19 protein-coding genes are annotated in these 18,271 nt (G+C 69.5%); 8 read left to right on the plus strand and 11 right to left on the minus strand.

The window, feature by feature from the left end; translation table 11 throughout:
* Both CKO28_RS10460 and CKO28_RS28850 read left to right on the plus strand, forming a co-directional pair.
* Window positions 1-818, plus strand: an 818-nt coding sequence (locus CKO28_RS10460; RefSeq protein ID WP_200340725.1) for an efflux RND transporter periplasmic adaptor subunit, incomplete at its 5' end; no start/stop codon positions are given.
* A complete protein-coding gene (locus tag CKO28_RS28850; protein WP_200340726.1) occupies window positions 815-3,013 on the plus strand; it encodes a site-2 protease family protein in 2,199 nt (732 codons plus the stop codon). The genes CKO28_RS10460 and CKO28_RS28850, both read left to right, overlap by 4 nt.
* 24 nt (window positions 3,014-3,037) lie before the next feature.
* Here the strand turns inward: CKO28_RS28850 and CKO28_RS10470 are convergent, their stop codons facing one another.
* A complete protein-coding gene (locus CKO28_RS10470) occupies window positions 3,038-3,265 on the minus strand; it encodes a YqaE/Pmp3 family membrane protein (RefSeq protein ID WP_437127626.1) in 228 nt (75 codons plus the stop codon).
* A 210-nt stretch (window positions 3,266-3,475) separates the two neighbouring features.
* Between CKO28_RS10470 and CKO28_RS10475 the strand changes: the two genes are divergently transcribed.
* Genes CKO28_RS10475 through CKO28_RS10485 form a run of 3 tightly spaced genes read left to right on the plus strand, consistent with a single transcriptional unit; the run spans window position 3,476 to window position 6,275 of the window.
* A complete protein-coding gene (locus tag CKO28_RS10475) occupies window positions 3,476-4,519 on the plus strand; it encodes a phytanoyl-CoA dioxygenase family protein (RefSeq protein ID WP_200340727.1) in 1,044 nt (347 codons plus the stop codon).
* Window positions 4,516-5,355 (plus strand): class I SAM-dependent methyltransferase, encoded by an 840-nt coding sequence (locus tag CKO28_RS10480; RefSeq protein ID WP_200340728.1) that lies wholly within the window; start codon window positions 4,516-4,518, stop codon window positions 5,353-5,355. Before CKO28_RS10475 ends, CKO28_RS10480 begins: the two co-directional genes overlap by 4 nt.
* Window positions 5,352-6,275, plus strand: coding sequence for a class I SAM-dependent methyltransferase (locus tag CKO28_RS10485; RefSeq protein WP_200340729.1), 924 nt, complete (start codon window positions 5,352-5,354; stop codon window positions 6,273-6,275). The genes CKO28_RS10480 and CKO28_RS10485 overlap by 4 nt, the downstream gene beginning before the upstream one ends.
* Before the next feature lie 162 nt (window positions 6,276-6,437).
* On the opposite strand, the gene CKO28_RS10490 is transcribed toward CKO28_RS10485, so the two are convergent.
* The 7 genes from CKO28_RS10490 to CKO28_RS10520 form a co-directional block, all read right to left on the minus strand.
* The gene (locus tag CKO28_RS10490; RefSeq protein WP_200340730.1) at window positions 6,438-7,004 is read right to left on the minus strand and encodes an IS66 family transposase; all 567 of its coding nucleotides are present in this window, start codon (window positions 7,002-7,004) and stop codon (window positions 6,438-6,440) included.
* 48 nt (window positions 7,005-7,052) lie between these two features.
* On the minus strand, window positions 7,053-7,205 hold the full coding sequence (locus CKO28_RS10495; protein WP_200340731.1) for a hypothetical protein: 153 nt from the start codon (window positions 7,203-7,205) through the stop codon (window positions 7,053-7,055).
* A 403-nt stretch (window positions 7,206-7,608) separates the two neighbouring features.
* A complete protein-coding gene (gene cbbX / locus CKO28_RS10500; RefSeq protein ID WP_200340732.1) occupies window positions 7,609-8,655 on the minus strand; it encodes a CbbX protein in 1,047 nt (348 codons plus the stop codon).
* Window positions 8,656-8,826: 171 nt separating this feature from the next.
* A complete protein-coding gene (locus CKO28_RS10505; protein ID WP_200340733.1) occupies window positions 8,827-9,246 on the minus strand; it encodes a ribulose bisphosphate carboxylase small subunit in 420 nt (139 codons plus the stop codon).
* A gap of 55 nt (window positions 9,247-9,301) precedes the next feature.
* The gene (locus tag CKO28_RS10510) at window positions 9,302-10,762 is read right to left on the minus strand and encodes a form I ribulose bisphosphate carboxylase large subunit (protein WP_200340734.1); all 1,461 of its coding nucleotides are present in this window, start codon (window positions 10,760-10,762) and stop codon (window positions 9,302-9,304) included.
* A 74-nt stretch (window positions 10,763-10,836) separates the two neighbouring features.
* Window positions 10,837-11,712: a phosphoribulokinase gene (locus tag CKO28_RS10515; RefSeq protein ID WP_200340735.1), complete on the minus strand. Its 876-nt coding sequence runs from the start codon at window positions 11,710-11,712 to the stop codon at window positions 10,837-10,839.
* Between the two features lie 29 nt (window positions 11,713-11,741).
* Complete coding sequence (locus tag CKO28_RS10520) at window positions 11,742-12,809, minus strand: class 1 fructose-bisphosphatase (protein ID WP_200340736.1); 1,068 nt, start codon at window positions 12,807-12,809, stop codon at window positions 11,742-11,744.
* A gap of 240 nt (window positions 12,810-13,049) precedes the next feature.
* Between CKO28_RS10520 and CKO28_RS10525 the strand changes: the two genes are divergently transcribed.
* Both CKO28_RS10525 and CKO28_RS29125 read left to right on the plus strand, forming a co-directional pair.
* A complete protein-coding gene (locus CKO28_RS10525) occupies window positions 13,050-13,985 on the plus strand; it encodes a LysR family transcriptional regulator (protein ID WP_200340737.1) in 936 nt (311 codons plus the stop codon).
* Between the two features lie 138 nt (window positions 13,986-14,123).
* Complete coding sequence (locus tag CKO28_RS29125; RefSeq protein WP_200340738.1) at window positions 14,124-14,702, plus strand: YetF domain-containing protein; 579 nt, start codon at window positions 14,124-14,126, stop codon at window positions 14,700-14,702.
* A 27-nt stretch (window positions 14,703-14,729) separates the two neighbouring features.
* On the opposite strand, the gene CKO28_RS10535 is transcribed toward CKO28_RS29125, so the two are convergent.
* Complete coding sequence (locus tag CKO28_RS10535; protein ID WP_200340739.1) at window positions 14,730-14,957, minus strand: hypothetical protein; 228 nt, start codon at window positions 14,955-14,957, stop codon at window positions 14,730-14,732.
* Window positions 14,958-15,702: 745 nt separating this feature from the next.
* On the opposite strand from CKO28_RS10535, the gene CKO28_RS10540 reads away from it, so the two are divergent.
* A complete protein-coding gene (locus CKO28_RS10540) occupies window positions 15,703-16,068 on the plus strand; it encodes a hypothetical protein (protein WP_200340740.1) in 366 nt (121 codons plus the stop codon).
* A gap of 155 nt (window positions 16,069-16,223) precedes the next feature.
* On the opposite strand, the gene CKO28_RS10545 is transcribed toward CKO28_RS10540, so the two are convergent.
* A complete protein-coding gene (locus tag CKO28_RS10545; protein WP_200340741.1) occupies window positions 16,224-16,871 on the minus strand; it encodes a LysE family translocator in 648 nt (215 codons plus the stop codon).
* A 122-nt stretch (window positions 16,872-16,993) separates the two neighbouring features.
* Complete coding sequence (locus CKO28_RS10550; protein WP_200340742.1) at window positions 16,994-18,100, minus strand: serine hydrolase; 1,107 nt, start codon at window positions 18,098-18,100, stop codon at window positions 16,994-16,996.
* Between the last annotated feature and the right edge of the window lie 171 nt (window positions 18,101-18,271).

Here is an 18,271-nt window from a genome sequence, read left to right on the forward strand (position 1 = left end):
GCGCGGCCAGCAGCCCGACCGCCGCGCTCGCGGCGGTCGGGCTGCTGGCCGCGCTGGCGATCCCGGTGCCGCAAAGCGCGCTCGCCCCGGCGGAGGTGGTGGCCGCGCAGCCGCGGGTCGTCGCCGCGCCGATGGACGGGGTGATCGCCGAGGTGCACGTCGCCCCCAACCAGTCGGTCGAGGCCGGGCAGAGACTGTTCACGTTCGACGCCACGGAGCTGCGCAGCCAGGCCGCCGTCGCCCGGCGCGCGCTGGCGATCGCGCAGGCGGAGCTGCGCCGGGCCAGCCAGGGCGCGTTCGCCGACCGGGAGGAAACCGCCAAGCTGCGCGTGCTGGAGACCAAGCGCGATCTGCGCGCGGCCGAACTGGCGCAAGCGGAGGACCGGCTGTCCCGGGTCACCGTCACCGCCGACCGGCCCGGCGTCGCGATCTTCACCGACCCCAACGAATGGATCGGACGGCCGGTGCGCACCGGCGAGCGGGTGATGCAGGTCGCCGATCCAAGCGAGACGCGCCTGCGCATCGATCTGCCGGTCGCCGACGCGATCCAGCTCAGCCCCGGCGCCCGGGTCGCGCTGTTCCTGGACGTAGCCCCGCTGCAGCGGATCCCGGCCGAATTGGCGCAGGCGAGCTACGAGGCCACGACCACCCCGGACGACGTGCTCGCCTACCGCGTCTACGCCGACTTTCCGCAAGGGACACCGCCGCGGCGCCCGGGCCTGAAGGGCACGGCCAAGCTGTACGGCGCGCAGGTGCCGCTGGCGCTCTACCTGTTCCGCCGGCCGGTCTCGGCCGCGCGGCAGTGGCTCGGGCTGTGAGCCTGGCGTCGGCCGGCCCGGCGACGCCCGCCGGCGGCGCGGCCGCGGGCGGTGCGCAGCTGCCGGACGCCCTGCCGGCGCTGCGCCCGGACCTGGAGCTGCTGGCGGCGCCGCGGGCAGCCGACGGCAGTCCCAGCTGGACGATCCACGACCCCGTCCGCAACAGCTTCTTCCGGATCGGCGACGCGGCGTTCCAGCTGCTGGCGCACTGGGACCTGGGCGACCCCAAGAGCGTCCTGGAGCGGGTCAATGCCGCCACCCCCGTGCGGGTCGACGCCGGGCAGCTGCAGCAGCTGTTGCGCTTCCTGGCCGCCAACCAGCTGATCCAGACGGGCGGCCAGGCCGGCCTGCAGGACCACCTGGCGCGCCTGGCCCGCACCAAGCGCAGCCCGTGGAGCTGGCTGCTGCACCGCTACCTGTTCTTCCGCATCCCGCTGGTCCGCCCCGACGGTTTCCTGGCCGCCACCCTGCCCGCCGTCCGGCCGCTGATGCGCCGCGGCTTCGTGCGGCTGTGCCTGCTGTTGGGCGGGCTCGGCATCCTATTGGCGCTGCGGCAGTGGGAGGCGTTCACCCACACCTTCCTGAGCTTCCTGACCTGGCAGGGCGCGCTCGCGTTCGCGGCCACGCTGGCGGTCACCAAGGTGCTGCACGAACTGGCGCACGGCTACATGGCCAAGGCCTACGGCTGCCGCGTGCGCAGCATGGGGATCGCGTTCCTGGTGTTCTATCCGGTGCTGTTCACCGACACGACCGACGCCTGGCGGCTGGTGTCGCGCCGGCAGCGGCTGTTGATCGGCGCGGCCGGCATGCTGGCGGAGGTGATGCTGGCGCTGCTCGCCACCTTCGCCTGGTCGTTCCTGCCCGACGGCCCGCTGCGCTCGGCCGCCTTCCTGCTGGCGACCGTGACCTGGACGATGACGCTTCTGGTCAATCTGAACCCGTTCATGCGGTTCGACGGCTATTATCTGCTGTCCGATTGGCTGGGGGTGCAGAACCTGCAGGCGCGCGGCTTCGCGCTGGGCCGGTGGAAGCTGCGCGAAGCGCTGTTCGGCTTCGGCGAGCCGGCGCCGGAAAAGTGGGACCGGCGCACCGCGCGGCGCCTGCTGCTCTACGCGTATGCGACCTGGATCTGGCGGTTCTTCCTGTTCCTGGGCATCGCGATCCTGGTCTATCACTTCTTCTTCAAGGTGCTGGGCCTGTTCCTGATGGCGGTCGAGCTGGCCTGGTTCATCGGCCGGCCGATCGCCCTGGAACTGGCGCAGTGGTGGCAACGGAGACGGGCGATGCGCGTGAACCGCAATACCGGGATAACCCTGGCCGCGCTTGCCGGGCTGATCGTCCTGCTCGCCTGGCCGTGGCAGAGCCGGGTGGCCGTCCCGGCGGTGCTGCAGGCGGGCGATCACGCCGCCCTGTTCCCGCCGGTGTCCGCCCAGGTGGTCGAGGTCGCGGCCCGGAACGGCGCGCAGGTGGCCAAAGGCGCGCTGCTGTACCGGCTGGACGCGCCCGACTTGACGCACGAACTGCGCCAGACGCGGCGGCGGATCGATCTCGCCGAACAGCTGCTGCGCCGCCAGGCGGCGAGCGCGGCGACGCTAGAGCGCCTGCCGGTGCTGGAACAGGAGCTGGCGGCCGACCGCACCCGGCTGGCCGGCCTGCAGGCCCAGCAGGCGCGCCTGACGGTGCGCGCCCCGATCGCAGGGCGGTTGAGCGACGTGCCGCCCGAACTGGCGGTCGGGCAGTGGATCGGCCGGCAGCAGGCGCTCGGCCGGGTGATCGGTCGGACGCCGGCCCGCCTGCGCGGCTACGTGCGCGCAGGCGACGTGACGCGTTTCGCGGTCGGCGCGCCGGGGCGCTTCTATCCCCAGGACCCGGCGCGCGCGCCGGTCGAGGTGCGGGTCAGCGCGCGCGAAACGGTCAACACCAGCCGGCTGGAGATCCCCTACCTCGCCGCGGCCCACGGCGGTGGGATCGACACCGAACGCCGGCGGACCCGCGACGCCGCCGCGGAGATCGCCGGCACCGGCCTGGTGCCGCACACGCCGGTCTACCGGGTCGACATGACGCCGCTGGAGACGCTTGCCGCGCCCGCACAGGTGGTCCCCGGCACGGTCATGGTCGACGGCGCGGCGCGCAGCCTGATCGGCCGGGCCTGGCGCAGCGCGGCCGCCGTGCTGATCCGGGAAAGCGGGTTCTGAACGCCAGCCGCGCCGCGGCAGTCGTTACCGCCGCGCGATGATCCAGACGGCGTGCACGATCCCGGGGATATAGCCGAACAGCGTGAGCAGGATGTTGAGCCAGAAGTGCCCGCCCAGGCCGACCTGGAGGAACACGCCCAGCGGCGGCAGCAGGATGGCGAGGATGATGCGTACGAGGTCCATGCCAAGGTAAATGTAGACGCCCGCCGGGCGCTTCAAGACGCGCCGCGCCGCCGCACCGCGGGGATTCACTCGTTTGGGCTCCAAATCGCTGCTTGCACCGGGACGGCGCGGGCGGGCACCGTTGCGATCCGGCGTCGCGCCGGCCACGGGGTTTCGGCGGTCCGTCCGGTCTCCGACCTCGCCGGCCGGTGCCGCGCGCCCTATGTCACCGCCCACGGCACGGACGCGCGATCCGCGCGGCCGCCGCAGCTTGATCATCCGACTGCCCAGGAGCCGGCCATGACCGACCATGCCGGGCCGCGCACGGCTTCGACCGACGCGCCCAGCCCCGCGACGCAGCCCCCCGATACCGACGTCAGCCAGCCCTGGGAGGACGACAACCAGGCCTGGTGGGACTGGTACGTCTCGCTGGCGGAAAACGAAGATACGCCGGGCGAACTCCAGCAGCTGGACCCGCTGCCGGATCTGGACCTGCCGGATGACGAGGCGGTCGCGCGCGAACTGCGCGCGCCCTACGAGCTGACCCAGGCGGACCGGGACTATTTCGCCGCGAACGGCTACATCAAACTCAAGGGCGTGATGTCGCCGGGGGTGACGCTGCGCCTGCGGTACGAATTGGTCCGGATCCTGGCGGAGACGTTCGAGACCCAGCTGGACGGCGGGGCCGAGAACCGCTTCCTGAGCGCGGAGATGGTCTGGCTGGACAATCCGCTGATCCGGGAATACGTGCTGAGCCCGCGGATCGCGCGGATCTGCGCCGAGCTGCTGAACGTCGACGGGGTGCGGCTCTACCACGACAACGTGTTGTCGAAAGAGCCGGGCTGCGGGCGCACGCCCTGGCACTACGACGACCACCACTTCCCGCTCGACACCCACGACGTGGTGACCGCCTGGGCGCCGGCGCAGGCCATTCCGATGGCGATGGGCCCGCTCGCGTTCGCCAAGCCGATCGACGTCTACAAGCTGGTCGAGGCGGTGCAGTTCGACAAATCCAACACCAGCTACGACCGCAAGGTCGCCGAGGTGTTCCGGGACAACAACGTCGCCGTCGACGACAGCCCGTTCGAGCTCGGCGAGGTCAGCTTCCACCACAACCTCAGCTTCCACACCGCCAAGGGCAATCACACCACCCGCAGCCGGGTGATCCTGGCCAACACCTATTACGCCGACGGGGCGCGCGTGGTCGATTCCCCGACCATGGTGTCCGGCGACTGGCAGAAGTTCATGCCGGGCGTCGGCCCGGGCGAGGTCGCGGCGAGCGAGCTGAACCCGGTGTGCTGGCCGGTCGACGGCCGGGCGCGGGGCGGACCGCGGCGGCGATGAACCAGACCTTCGAACGCTCCTGCCACCACTGGAGCGAAGCCAAGCGCGCCGAGATGGAGGCGTTCTACGCCCTGGCCACCGCGGACTACCGCGTGCTCGCGGAGGCGATGGACTGGCGCGCCTGGCTGCAGGCACGCCAGGCGGCGGCCGGCGACCGGCCGCTGCGGCTGCTCGACGTCGCCTGCGGCTCCGGCAAGTTCCCGGTCGCGCTCGCCGAGCATGGCGGTGTCGGCGACGCGGCGATCCAGCCGGTCGCCTACTCCCTGCTCGACCCGTCCGCCTTCTCGATCCAGGAAGCCCGCGCCGCCCTGCCCCACCCGTTCACCGCCGACCGGACGTACGAGACGGCGCTGCAGCAGCTGGACTGCCCGCGCGGGGCGTTCGACGTCGCCTGGGCGACGCACGCCCTCTACGCCGTTCCGCCGGCGGAGCTGGACGCGGCGGCCGGGCGCTTGCTGCACGCACTGGGCGATAGCGGGGTCGGCGTGATCGCTCAGTCTGCGGCAACCGGGCACTACATCCGCTTCCACATAGATTTTCTGGCGGCGTTCGGCGGCGACCCGGCGCAGCTTTACAGCAGCGCGGAACAGCTGCGCGGCGCGCTGGAAGCCCGCGGGGCGACGGTCGAAACCCGGGAGATCGCCTACGAGAACGGCGTGCCCGACAGCGCGCGCGCCCAGGTCGAGGGGTTCCTGCAGCGCTGCGCCTTCGACGACCGCTTCACGCTGGCGCAGATGCGCGCGACCGAGCCGCTGGCGAGCTACCTCGCCCCCTGTCTGCGCGACGGTCACTGGCGCTTCCCGCAGCGCGTCCACCTGATGTTCGTCACCCCATGAGCCGCGTGACCGACCGCAGCGGCGCCGACCGGCCGATGCTGGACACCGCCTGGACGCGCAGCCTCGCCCGTGGAGAAGCGCCCGACGGGGCCAGCCTGCAGGACCACCTGCTGGCCGTGCACGGCGCCAACGCCGGCTTTACCGAGGCCTGCGCCAGCCGCTGCCAGGACGATCGCGGACGCAGCAGCTACGCCTGGCTGGCCGAGGCGATCGATCCGGCACGCCACCGCGACGTCCTCGACCTCGCCTGCGGCAGCGGGCCGCTGCTGGAACTCGCGCACGCGCGCCATGGCGGCCGCCTGCGCCTGACCGGGGTCGACATGAGCGACGCCGAGCTGGCGCTGGCCCGCGCGCGGGTGCCGGACGCCGGGCTCTCCCTGCGCCGCGGCGTCGCGCAGGACATGGCGTTCCTGGCCGACGCCAGCCAGGACGCGGTGCTGTGCCACTGGGCGCTGACGCTGATGGACCCGGTCGCCCCGGTGCTGCAGGAAGTCCGCCGGGTGCTGCGGCCGGGCGGCACGTTCGCCGCGATCGTCGACGGCGAGATCGACGACGCGCCCGGCTACCGCGCGGTGCACGACCTGATCTACGGCTGGGTGCAGCGCGCCTACCCGGCCTACGGCCGGTTCGACCTGGGCGACGTGCGGGTGCGCGACACCCAGGCGCTGGCCGCGCTCGCCCGGGAGACGTTCGACGACGCGCAGGTGCGCATCGAACCATCGGTGCTGTACCTGAGCGACCCGCCGGAGACGCTGGCGCGCGAGGCGGCCGGCTTCTTCTACGCCGCCTTCGTGCTGTCGGCCGAGGCGAACGCGGCGATGCTGGCCGACCTCGCCCAGCTGCTGCGGGAGACCGGCGGCGCGCAGCCGACCTTCGCCATGCCGATCAATCGGCTCGTGGTGACCCGGGCGCCGGACTAGAGCAAGATGCTGAGAGGTGCAGCCACTTTTCAGCTGAATCTTGCCCTCTCTTCAAGCCGTTAGAGCAAAATTCAGTAACAGGGGCAAAAGCCCGGGCAGTTGACGACCTGATTTGAGTTGGGGTCGCGGCGAGGGTGTATCTGATGACGAGGGTTTGCGGGCTTAGGAGGGGGCGCGCGCTCGGATCAGATCGGGCAACGGTTCGACCGGCTGGCTGCCTGGGATGCCCAGGCGACCGCCGAGGTACTGCCAGGCCGACACCCCGAGCTTGTCGCAGGTCCTGAACACGCCCAGGAAGCCATCGCGACAGTCGCGTCCGCGATCGCTGCGGGTGCCCCCGGAGATTTTCCGCCGGATCACCTGGCTGCGGATGTCGTTCTCCGAGGCGTTGGTGTGCAGCGGCACCTCGGGTCGTTCGAGGACCATCAGCAGGGCGTCCTGGTGGGCGAGCAGCCGTTGCAGGAGACGGTCGAGCGTGGCGACCCCGGTGCGCTGGTTGAACAGCCGCGCGAACCGCGCCTTGAGATCGGACTTGCGCTGGCTCGACGGGGCTGCGGCGTAGGCTTTCAGGTCGGCGTACAACCACCAGATCCGCTGACGGATCCGTGCGACCGCCTGACGTTGCGCGGCGGTGAAGGTGGCCAGGCCGTGAACCAGGCGCTCGGCGTGACCCCAACACAGCACATGTCTGGCGATGCGGAACTGCCTGGCGCCGTCGCTCAGAACCACCGTGCCGCCCAGTAGCCCGTGGTGCGTGATGGCGCCGTAGACTGCGCCCTAGGTGGCGATCCGTACGGGATCGGGATGCACCTTCAGCCGATCCAGGCCGAGCTGCGCCAGATGCGCCTGCCAGCTTTCGCTGTCCGGGAAATCCGCCTGACCCGCGGCCAACATCGCGGTCACCTCTTTCGAGAGGCCGCGCCTGGCCATGTAGGCGAGCGCCCCCGGGGGTGATCACATAGTCGCCGTGACCGGCGCGCAGGATCTCCAGGAAGTTCAGCCAGCTCTTCGTGTTGGTGGTCGCGAACGCGGTAAAACGATCGTCGCCGGTCTGGGTGCAGTCGCCGTTGCGTGCCTGATGCCGGGCACCGGTGTCGTCGACACGCACCCAGGCCGCCGTGGCGACGCCGGCGCGCAGCACGTCCTGCGCTGCTTGCACAATCCCGCCCGTCCGCCCTTCGCCATGACCCAACAGAATCACGCCCCCATACCGGATGCACCCAAAGATGAGTCCCAACACCCCCAGATGCCCGGTGTTTTGCCCCGGTTACTGAGCAGCCGCCGACAGGCGGCGTGTCGAAGCATGCCTGACGGGGGCTGAAGCGCAAGCGCTCTACCCCGCCGGCTGGCCGTCGTCCTCGGAGCTGGCGTGGTCGCTGTCGAGGCCGCCCTTGAAGACGCGGCTGGCGTAGATGTCGGGGGCGTCGATGGTCGACAGGGCCGCGGCGTCGAGGGGGCCCTCGGCGGTTTCGAACAAGCGCATGGCCTGGCGCAGGCGCGCGCGGTCGAGCGCGTTGCGCACGCTGCGCGCGTTGGCGAAATGCGGCTGCGCCCGGCGCTTGGCGATGTAGTCCTTGAGCGCCTGTTCGCCCGCCTCGGTCAGCTGATAATGCTGCTCACCCAGCATCAGCTTGGCGATCTCCAGCAGCTCGTCGTCCTGGAAGTCCGGGAAGTCGATGTGGTGGGCGATCCGCGAGCGGAAGCCCGGGTTGGACTGGAAGAATTTCGCCATCGCACCGGTGTAGCCGGCCAGGATGACCACCAGGTCGTCGCGGTGGTTCTCCATCACCTGCAGCAGGATCTCGATGCACTCGTGGCCGTAGTCGCGCTCGTTCTCCGGGCGGTAGAGGTTGTAGGCCTCGTCGATGAACAAGACCCCGCCCATCGCCTTCTTCACGACCTCCTTGGTCTTGGGCGCGGTATGACCGATGTACTGCCCGACCAGATCGTCGCGCGAGACGTTCACCACGTGCCCGCGCCGCAGGTAGCCCAGCCGGTGCAGCAGGTCGGCCATGCGCATCGCGACCGTGGTCTTGCCGGTGCCGGGGTTGCCGGTGAACGACATGTGCAGCGTCGGCGTCTCGTGGGTCAGGCCCATGCGCGTGCGCGCCCGCTCCACCAGCAAGAGCGCCGCCGTCTCGCGGATCCGGCGCTTGACCGGCTGCAGGCCGATCAGCTCGCGGTCGAGCTCGTCCAGCACCTGCTGCACGCCGGCGTTCTGCCACTCGGCGTTCAGGTCGACGGTGTCCGGCGCCGGGCTGGGCGCGGGTTCCGCCGGCTGCTGAGCCTGGTCGCCCGGCGCACCCGGCTGCTCACCGCCGCCGGGCCCCTGGTTGCGCGGCCGGCGGCTCGGGCGCTGCGGATCGAAGTCGTCGGCCATGGGTGTGGTCCAAATCTCACCTGAGTGATCCCCCTGCTCCACTGGGAGGCGGGGTTAGGGGAGGAGGTTGCCGCAGACGCTGATGCCGCGGGCATCCTCCTCTCCCGGCCCTCTCCTCCCATTCGAGGAGAGGGGTGACTTGGCGCTCCGTTCGAAACGCGCCCTACCCGCTTAGCGGTAGCGCTGGCCTGGCGGGTGGGCGCTGGCGTAGGGCTGCAGGGTGTACTGCTGCCGGCGCTTCTCGGTCTCCGTGCGCTCCAGCCGGAAGCCGGGCTCCTCCGCCGGGCGGTGGGCGATGAAGGACAGACGCGGCGCCTCCCAGCCGTGGCTGTTATCGAACGCCACCACCCGGATGTAATAGGTCGCCAGCTGCGCGCGGGCTTCCTTCAGCTCCTCGATCAGGGCCTGGGCGTCGGGATTGTCGAACATCGGCCGGTTCCACATCTCCCAGTAGGTGTTCCGGGGATGCGGATCGTCGGTGTACTCCAGGCTGACCGCCCAGCCGTTGTCGATGCAGTACTGCACTTGCCGGTAGATCTGGTCGTCGCTCAGGTCGGGCAGGAAGGAGAAAGTGCCCTGGGTCAGTCGCATGATGCTCCTCCGCGAGCTTTCGCGTGGCGGTTACGCCCGTGTCCGCGCGTAGCCGTCAGGCGGTTGTCGGCGTGGTGACGTAGTCCGGGCTGTCGGTCGAGGCGTAGTCGAACGTGACGTCGCCCCAGGTATCCAGCGCCTTCTGCAGCGGCGTGCACCACTTGGCCGCCTCGCGCAGGATTTCCGGCCCTTCGTTCCAGGTGTCGCGGCCTTCGTTGCGCGCCAGGATCATCGCCTCCAGCGCGACGCGGTTGGCGGTGGCGCCGGCCTCGATGCCCATCGGGTGGCCGATCGTCCCGCCGCCGAACTGCAGGATCGTGTCCTCGCCCAGATAGTGCAGCAGCTGGTGCATCTGCCCGGCGTGGATGCCGCCGGAGGCGACCGGGAAGGTCCGGTTGAGCGAGGCCCAGTCCTGGTCGAAGAACAGGCCCTTCTCCAGGTTGCGCGGATTATGCTCTTCCCGGCAGACGTCGTAGTAGCCCGCCGTGGTCATCGGGTCGCCCTCCAGCTTGCCGACCACCGTGCCGGCGTGGATGTGATCGACGCCGATCAGACGCATCCACTTGACGATCACGCGGAACGACACGCCGTGCGTCTTCTGCCGGGTGTAGGTGGAGTGGCCGGCCCGGTGCAGGTGCAGGATCATGTTGTTGCGCCGGCACCAGTTGGCGAGCGACTGGATGCCGGTGTAGCCGACCACGAGGTCGACCATGACGATCGGCGAGCCGAGCTCCTTGGCGAACTCCGCGCGCTCGTACATCTGCTCGATGTCCGGGGCGGTGACGTTCAGGTAGGTGCCCTTGACCTCGCCGGTCGCCGCCTCCGCCTTGTTGACCGCTTCCATGCAGTACAGGAAGCGGTCGCGCCAGTGCATGAACGGTTGCGAGTTGATGTTCTCGTCGTCCTTGGTGAAGTCGAGCCCGCCCTTCAGCGCCTCGTAGACCACCCGGCCGTAGTTCCGGCCCGACAGGCCCAGCTTCGGCTTGACCGTCGCGCCCAACAGCGGCCGGCCGAACTTGTCCAGCCGCTCGCGCTCGACGACGATGCCGGTCGCCGGGCCGTTGAAGGTCTTCACGTAGGCGACCGGGAAGCGCATGTCCTCCAGCCGCAGGCCCTTCAGCGGCTTGAAGCCGAACACGTTGCCGATGATCGAGGCGGTCACGTTGGTGATCGACCCGGGCTCGAACAGGTCCAGGTCGTAGGCGATGTAGGCGAACCACTGGTCTTGCGTGCCCGGCACCTGCTCGACGTGGTAGGCCTTGCCGCGGTACTTGTCGTAGGCGGTCAGGCGGTCGGTCCAGACCACCGTCCAGGTCGCGGTCGAGCTTTCGCCCGCCACCGCCGCGGCCGCCTCGATCGGATCGACGCCGTCCTGCGGGGTGATCCGGAAGACCGCCAGGATGTCGGTGTCCGCGGGGTCGTAGTCCGGGCGCCAGAAACCCATGTCGCGGTAGTTCAGGACGCCTTCCTTGTAGCGCTCCTTGGTGCTGAGCGGCTGGTTCGAGGAGCCTTCCATCGGTGTTCTCCCTTGCGTCGGTTCTGGGCGCGGGCGGCTGAGCGGCCCGCGTGCGGCGCTTCGCCCTGGCCGGCTCAGTGCGCGCGCCGGGCGCGTTCGACCAGCCGGCGGATCATCGGCGTCAGGATCAGCTGCATCGCCAGATCCAGCTTGGAGCCCGGGATCACGATCGAGTTCGCGCGGCTCATCCAGCTGCCCTGAATCATCGAGATCAGGTAGGGGAAGTCGATGCCGCGCGGATCGCGGAAGCGGATCACCACCAGGCTCTCGTCCGGGGTCGGGATCCAGCGGGCGACGAACGGGTTGGACGTATCCACCACCGGCACGCGCTGGAAGTTGATGTCGGTCTGGGTGAACTGCGGGCAGATGACGTTCACGTAGGAGTGCATCCGCCGCAGGATCGTGTCCGCCACCGCCTCGGTGGTGTAGCCGCGCGCGGCGTGGTCGCGGTGGATCTTCTGGATCCATTCCAGGTTGATCACCGGCACCACGCCGATCTTGAGGTCGGCGTGCCCGGCGATATTGATGTCCTGCGTCTTCACCGCGCCGTGCAGGCCCTCGTAGAACAGCAGGTCGCTGTCCGGATCGAGCTCCTCCCAGTCGGTGAAGTACCCGGGGTCGACGCCGTACCGCTCGCTCTCCTCGGCGGAGTGGACGTAGTGGCGGGTCCGCCCGGTCCCGGTCTCGCCGTAGGACCGCAAGCTCTCCTCCAGGTCCTTCAGCCGGTTCGCCTCGATCGAGAAGTGGCTGAAGGTATTGTCGCCTTCATCCGCCCGGCGCTGCAGCTCGGCCTTCATGTCGAAGCGGTTGTAGCGGTGGAACGCGTCGCCCTCGATCGACGCGGCTTTCACGCCCTCGCGCCGGAAGATCTGGTCGAAGGTGTGCTTCACGGTGGAGGTCCCGGCGCCCGACGAGCCGGTCACCGAGATGATCGGATGGCGGATCGACATCGCCTATCCTCCCGTCTCTTTTTTGTTGGTTAGCTCCGGAACAGCCCGCGCTCGGCGAACAGCGGCGACTGGGTGCGCTCGAAGCTGGGATCGGTGTAGTACTTGGCGACGCGCTCCACCTTGGTGAGCGATCCGATCACCAGCGGCGTGCGCTGGTGCAGTTCGACCGGGGTCTTGTCGAGGATACGCTCGGTCCCGTCGGTCGCGCCGCCGCCGGCCTGCTCGGTCAGCAAGGCCATCGGCGCGGCCTCGTAGATCAGCCGCAGGCGGCCATTCTGGTAGCCGCGGCGCTGGTCGTTCGGATACAGGAACACGCCGCCGCGCATCATGATGCGGTGCACCTCCGCGACCAGCGAGGCGACCCAGCGCATGTTGAACTTCTTGCCGCGCGGGCCGGCCTCGCCCTCCAGCAGGTCGTCGACGAACGCGCGGATCGGCGGATACCACTCCTTGTAGTTGGAGACGTTGATGGCGAACTCCTTGGTCTCCTGCGGGATCGCGATGCCGCGTTCGACCAGGCGGAACTGCAGCGTCCGGGGATCCAGGACGTAGGGGTCGGTCCCCTCGCCCAGCGTGATCATCAACGAGGTGTGCGGGCCGTAGACAAAGTAGCCGGCCGCGATCTGCTCCCGCCCGGGCCGGAAAAGAGACGACTCCGCGCCGCCCTGCGAGGTCGGGTAGACCGAGAAGATGCTGCCGATCGAGACGTTGAGCTCAATGTTCGACGAGCCGTCGAGCGGATCGACCGCGACCGAGATCGGCGCCGCGGGATCGAGCTTTTGAACCTGCTCGTCCTCCTCGCTGGCGTAATAGGCGACCGGCGCCTTGCGCAGGGCATCCAGCAGCAACTCGTTGGCGGTCACGTCGAGCTTTTTCTGCGTGTCGCCGGCGGCGTTCTCGCCGTCCATTTCCCCGGCGATCTGGCCGCCCAACGGGCCCCAGCCGATCTGTCGGGAAATCTCCGCGGCGGCGTTGCACATCCGCTGGATCGTCTCCGCGGTGGCGCGGCGCTGTTCGTCCTGCCCCGCCCAGCGGTTCAGGTAATCCTCCAGCGTCGCGCGCGTCTGGGCGGCTGTGACCTCGGGCTCGCTCGCCATGTTCGTCCCTCCCGTCTCGTGTGGCGTCCGGTCGGCGTGACGCGCACGGGTCTGCGCGCCGCCTCCACCTGTGGGAGTGCGCCGACACGCCCGTCGCGCGCAAGCCTTTCGCACGCCGCGGCACGCCGTGCGACCAGGAAGCCCAGGGCCCAGCGCCGCCCTTTCGATCACGCGGGCACTTTGGCGCTTTGCCTTACAAAACAAAATTTAATAATCTAGAAGCCACATTAAGGGGAACTAATGGCCGACCTACGCAGCCTATCGCTCCGCCAGCTCCGCGCCTTCGCCGCGACGATCCGCAACGGATCGGTGACCGCCGCGGCGCACGAGCTGTGCGTCACCCCGCCCGCCGTGACCACCCAGCTGAAGATCCTGGAACGCAGCGTGGGCGCGCCGATCTACACCCGCGACCGGGACGGGCTGGAGGCCACCCAGATCGGTCTGGAGATCCTGGAAGCGGCCAACGACATGGACGCGGTGGTGGAACGCTGCCGCAGCCGGATCGAGGCGCTGCAGGCGGGGGCCACCGGGGCGGTCACGCTGGGGGTGGTGTCGACCGGCAAGTACTTCGCCCCGCGGCTGGTCGCGGCGTTCATGCAGGCGTATCCCAACATCCGGGTGCACCTGTCGATCGGCAACCGCGACGACATCATCTCCGGCCTGGAACGCCGGCAGTACGACCTGGCGATCATGGGCCGGCCGCCCAAGCACGTCGAGGTCGCGCAGGACACGCTGGGCGACCACCCCTACGTCCTGATCGCGCAGCCGGACAGCTGGCTGCTCGAAAAGGACGCGGTCACGGCGCAGGACCTCGCCCAGTGCACCTTCCTGACCCGGGAGGAGGGCTCGGGCACGCGCACGCTGATGTGGCGCTTCCTGGACCGGCTGGAGAGCGAGCGGCCGTTCCACGTCTACGAGATGGGCACCAACGAGACGATCAAGCAGGCCGTGATGGCCGGGCTGGGCATCGCGATCATCTCCGCCCACACGGTTCATACCGAACTCGCGGAAGGTAAGCTCGCCAGCGTCAAGGCGCCGGGCCTGCCGGTCAAACGGCAGTGGTACCTGATCCGCCGGGCCGACCGCGACCCGACCAATACCGCGCGCGTGTTCCAGGACTTCGTGCTGTCCCGGCGCGGCGACTTCCTGCCCAAGACGCCGGTGGCCGACGGCTAAAGCAAGACCCGCGCACACAGCGCTCGCCGCCTCAACACCAGCCGCCTACCCGGCTGCCCCTGGGGCGGAACCGGCGTGCGCGCTGCCCGCACACCCAACACCCCATCACCGACGCCCCGAACCGAGAGGAGGTCACCCGTGCCCTTCGACGACCTGATCCGGATCGCGCCCGGCGAGCTCTTGACCGTCGTCGCGACCGCGCTTGCGATGTACGCGGTGGTGCTCGCCTGCGCGCGGCTGGCCGGCGTGCGCAGCTTCGCCGAGATGTCGAACTTCGACATCGCGATCACGATCGCGATCGGCTCCACGATCGCGACCACGGTGGTCGCGGACAGCCCGGCGCTGAGCCGCGGAATCGCGGGCATCGTCGCGCTCTACGCGCTGCAGCTCGCGGCCTCGGCGCTGCGCGGCCGCTACCGGCTGGCGGAGATGGTGCTGGACAACCGGCCGATCCTGGTGATGGGCCCCGGCGGCCGGCTTCTGCCCAGCAACATGGCGGTCGCCCGGATCACCGAGGACGACCTGCGCGCCACCCTGCGCAGCGCCAACGTGCACAACCTGACCCAGGTTCAGGCGGTGATCATGGAGGGTACCGGCGACATCCACGTGCTGCGCTCCGACAGCGATGCGCCGGTCGACCGCTGGTTGCTGCAGGGCGTGCGCGATTACGAGCCGCGCGGCGGGCTCGACGCGGTCTGCCGGCCTGCCGAGCGCTGAGCCGCGCGCCGACGGGCACGTGGCGCCTCAGGCGTGCCCGGCTGGCGTCGCGGCTCGGCTGCGCTTGGCCCAGCCGACGAAGTCCGCCGCACGCCCGCGAAAGCGCTGCACACCGGATTCCGCCAACTCCACGTCGACCGTGCGCGGCCGCACGTCGTCCTGGGTCACGACGACATGCGCCTCGGGGGCGTCGGCATCTGGTTCGTCCGCGCCGATCAGATCGAGCCTGACCCCGTGTTCGGCCGCGGCGCGCACCAGGCTGGTCGCCAGGAAGCCGGCGTTCAGCCAAGTCTCCGGCTCGAAGTCGGCGTCGCCGGCGCGCGCCCCCCGGCGCGAGCGAATGCGCCGCGATCGGGTGCCACAGCTGGCGGCAGCCCTTGATCGCGGCGTCGATCATCAGCGCCAAGTTGTGCGGTCCGGCGACCTCGCCGACCAGGCGGTGGGTGTCGTGGCGGCCGTGGACGTCGATCCTGGTGGCGGTCAAAACCGGTCGGGTCTCCTGATCCGGTGGGTGGGCTCGCCTGCGCTTGCTCCAACCTGACGCCCGCAGCGGGCGCGGACGCACGCGAACGGCGACTGGCGCCAGAACGGCGTGTCGGCCACGCTGCCCACGCCGTCCACGGGATCGCAACACCCCGTCTGCCGTTGCGCTTCGCGGCCAGACGAGAGCCCGTCGGGGCCGCGCCAAGGCGAGGCGCCGAAAGCCACGGCCACGTGCGAAACCGCTCAGAGCCGAAAACGCTTGTATAGAAACACCTTTCACGCGACGCCGTACGCGCACCTATGCTTCAGGCGCATATTTGGCATTAAAAAAAATCCGAGCGCCTATACGGAAGTATACACCGATCACGACTGCCAATCGGGCCGCGGACCAGCGACAAGCGCACTTCCGATGACCCAATTCGACGCGTACTAGCCTTCCGTGCATTTGACGATAAGCAACGATTTCTAAACCATGCGAGTGCTAAATCGCAGCCGCACAACTGGAAAGACATACCCAATGGCCGGCCGACAGACCTCGTCCAAGCACGCGATCCTCAGCAACCTGGACGATTCCGCGCATCCGACCTCGACCGGCGGGATCGACGCCAATGCGCTCAGTGCGTGTGAACGCGCGATCTTCGACCGGTGGGCGGACCGCAACGGTCACGTGGCCGACCGCGACATCGACACGCTGCTGCGCCAGAACCTGATTCTCCGCCGTTTGATCGCGGACCTGGTCGCCAGCGCCGGCCGGCCCAAGCCCGGCCAGCGAGCCGCCGGCTATATCGCCGAGGTTCCGACCGATGTGATCGAGCAAGTCGGCCAGCACGGCGACTTCAGCCACATCGAGGACATCGAGACGGCCTGCAAGAGCTGGTACTAGAGCAAGATGCTGAAAGGTGCAGCCACCTCTCAGCATCTTGCTCTCTCTTCAAGCAGTTAGAGCAGAATTCACGATCAAGGTCGACTCGACCTTGATCGATTTTGCTCTAGAGCTACGTTCGGTTTGTCGAAGATAGAGCGGAGAGCGATCGGCGGTCAGCGCCCGTCGACCACCAGCCGCAGGCCCAGCAGCGCCAGGAAGCCGCCGCAGGTGCGGTCGATCCAGGCCTTCGCCCGGGCGTAGCCCCGGCGCAGACGCGGCACGCCGAAGGCGTAGGCGACCCCCGTGTACCAGCCGACCTCATTGGTACAGACGATCGCGATCACCGCGGCCTGGACCCAGGGCGACGGATCGGCGGGCAGCAGCGTCACGAAGATCGACCCGAAAAAGACCGCGACCTTCGGGTTCGCCAATTGCGTCAGCAGGCCCAGCCGCACGGCCGCGCGCGGCCCCTGCGCGGCCCCTGGGCCGCCGTCGCCGTCGGTCGCCAGCGTCCCGTCGATCGCAATCGGTTCGCGCGCGTGGCGCCACATCATCACCGCGATGTAGAGCAGGAAGGCCGCACCCGCGATCTTCATCCCGGTGTAGAGCCAGGGTGCAAGCGCGAACAGCACGCCCAACCCGAACAGCGCGGCGAGCGACCAGACCAGCGTCCCCAGTCCGAGCCCGCAAGCGACCCGCGTGCCCTGCCCGCGCGATCCGGCGATCGCACTGCGCACCACCACGAGCAGACTTGGCCCCGGAGAGATCACGGCCAGCAGATGCACGAACCAGAGCGTGGCGAGCGCGGCCAGCGTTTCCATACCCGAAGTTTCCAATCGCGAACACGCGGACGCGGGAGGCGCCCGGCAACGGACCGCGCTTATGCCGCGCGGATCGGTGTCTGTCGAGCCGGTTCGATCCGGTAGGACGAACCGCGGGCGGATCAGCCGGCGCTGTTGCCGGTCTCGGCGACCTGGGTCGGCGTGTCCTGCACAACCAGACAGTCCATGCCGCGGCGCTTCAACCGCGTGCACGCCCGTTCCGCCGCCCCAACGGTGAGGCCGACGACGCGCGCCCGGTACAGATCGTCTCCGCGCAGATGCGCCACCCGCCGGATTCCCCCGGCCAGCGCCTGACGCGCCTCTTCCAGCGCGCGCTTGGCGATCCGCTCGGCGGCCGGCTTGCTGGAGAACGCCCCGACCTGCACGGCGTAGCCGCCGCGTTCCGGTTTGGCGTGCGGCACCGGCGGCATCCGCGCCGGCAGCTGCTTGAAGCCGGCATCCAGCAGGTGCGCCACCCGACGGTCGCGCGCAGCCGGGCTGCGCCCGCCCAGGGCCACCGCGATCACGCGCCGGCCGTTACGCTTGGCGGAAGCCACAAGGTTGTAACCCGACGCGTCGATATAGCCGGTCTTGATCCCGTCGACCCCGTCGTACCGGCCCAGCAGGTTATTGTGGTTGCGGTAGACCCGCCCCTGGTAGCGCATCCGCTCGATCGAGAAATACTTGTAATAGCCCGGAAAGTCGTCGATCAGGGCGCGCGCAAGCTGCGCCATGTCTTCCGCCGTGGTCACCTGATAGGGATGCGGCAGGCCGGACGCGTTGCGGAACTTGGTATCGTCCAGACCGAGCCGCCGGGCCGTGGCCGTCATGTCCATGGCGAAGTCCCACTCGGTGCCGGCCAGATGCTCGGCGATCACCACCGCGGCATCGTTGGCCGATTTTGTCACCAGCGCCTTGATCGCGGTTTCAACGGTGATCCGGTCGCCGGCGTGCAGGCCAAGCTCGGTCGGCGGCATCTCCTGGGCGTGCGGGGAGACGTACATCTTTTCGTCCAGCTGCAACTCGCCCGCCGCCAGCGCGTCGAACACCATGTAGAGGGTCATCATCTTGGTGAGCGAGGCTGGATAGTGCTGCATCTGCGGCCGGTGCGCCTCGATGACCGCCCCGCTCGCCGCGTCGACCACGATCCAGGCGCGCTCCGCCGCGCTCGCCGGCCGGGTCGCCAGCACACCCGTGAGCAGCACGCCCGCCACCAACGGCACCGACACGGCGAGAGTCCGCGCGGCCCGCTTCAACCCATTTTTCAAAACCGCCCCCGAAATGCCTGTTTACCCCACACGATTACTGGATACATCATCCTTATCAGACCGACCACGCCGATGGCCAGCGGCAACCCAGCCAACCGGCGACCGGACAGCGGCGCGGGGGTATACCGCATG

The organism is Rhodovibrio sodomensis, from assembly GCF_016583645.1.
GTDB lineage: Bacteria > Pseudomonadota > Alphaproteobacteria > Kiloniellales > Rhodovibrionaceae > Rhodovibrio > Rhodovibrio sodomensis.

Bases quoted from the DNA above. Each gene is read 5' to 3' on its own strand.
- CKO28_RS10475 (WP_200340727.1), top strand. From the start codon at position 3,476: ATGACCGACCATGCCGGGCCGCGCACGGCTTCGACCGACGCGCCCAGC.
- CKO28_RS10480 (WP_200340728.1), top strand. From the start codon at position 4,516: ATGAACCAGACCTTCGAACGCTCCTGCCACCACTGGAGCGAAGCCAAG.
- CKO28_RS10485 (WP_200340729.1), top strand. From the start codon at position 5,352: ATGAGCCGCGTGACCGACCGCAGCGGCGCCGACCGGCCGATGCTGGAC.
- CKO28_RS10495 (WP_200340731.1), bottom strand. From the start codon at position 7,205: ATGGCCAGGCGCGGCCTCTCGAAAGAGGTGACCGCGATGTTGGCCGCG.
- cbbX (WP_200340732.1), bottom strand. From the start codon at position 8,655: ATGGCCGACGACTTCGATCCGCAGCGCCCGAGCCGCCGGCCGCGCAAC.
- CKO28_RS10505 (WP_200340733.1), bottom strand. From the start codon at position 9,246: ATGCGACTGACCCAGGGCACTTTCTCCTTCCTGCCCGACCTGAGCGAC.
- CKO28_RS10510 (WP_200340734.1), bottom strand. From the start codon at position 10,762: ATGGAAGGCTCCTCGAACCAGCCGCTCAGCACCAAGGAGCGCTACAAG.
- CKO28_RS10515 (WP_200340735.1), bottom strand. From the start codon at position 11,712: ATGTCGATCCGCCATCCGATCATCTCGGTGACCGGCTCGTCGGGCGCC.
- CKO28_RS10520 (WP_200340736.1), bottom strand. From the start codon at position 12,809: ATGGCGAGCGAGCCCGAGGTCACAGCCGCCCAGACGCGCGCGACGCTG.
- CKO28_RS10525 (WP_200340737.1), top strand. From the start codon at position 13,050: ATGGCCGACCTACGCAGCCTATCGCTCCGCCAGCTCCGCGCCTTCGCC.
- CKO28_RS10540 (WP_200340740.1), top strand. From the start codon at position 15,703: ATGGCCGGCCGACAGACCTCGTCCAAGCACGCGATCCTCAGCAACCTG.
- CKO28_RS10545 (WP_200340741.1), bottom strand. From the start codon at position 16,871: ATGGAAACGCTGGCCGCGCTCGCCACGCTCTGGTTCGTGCATCTGCTG.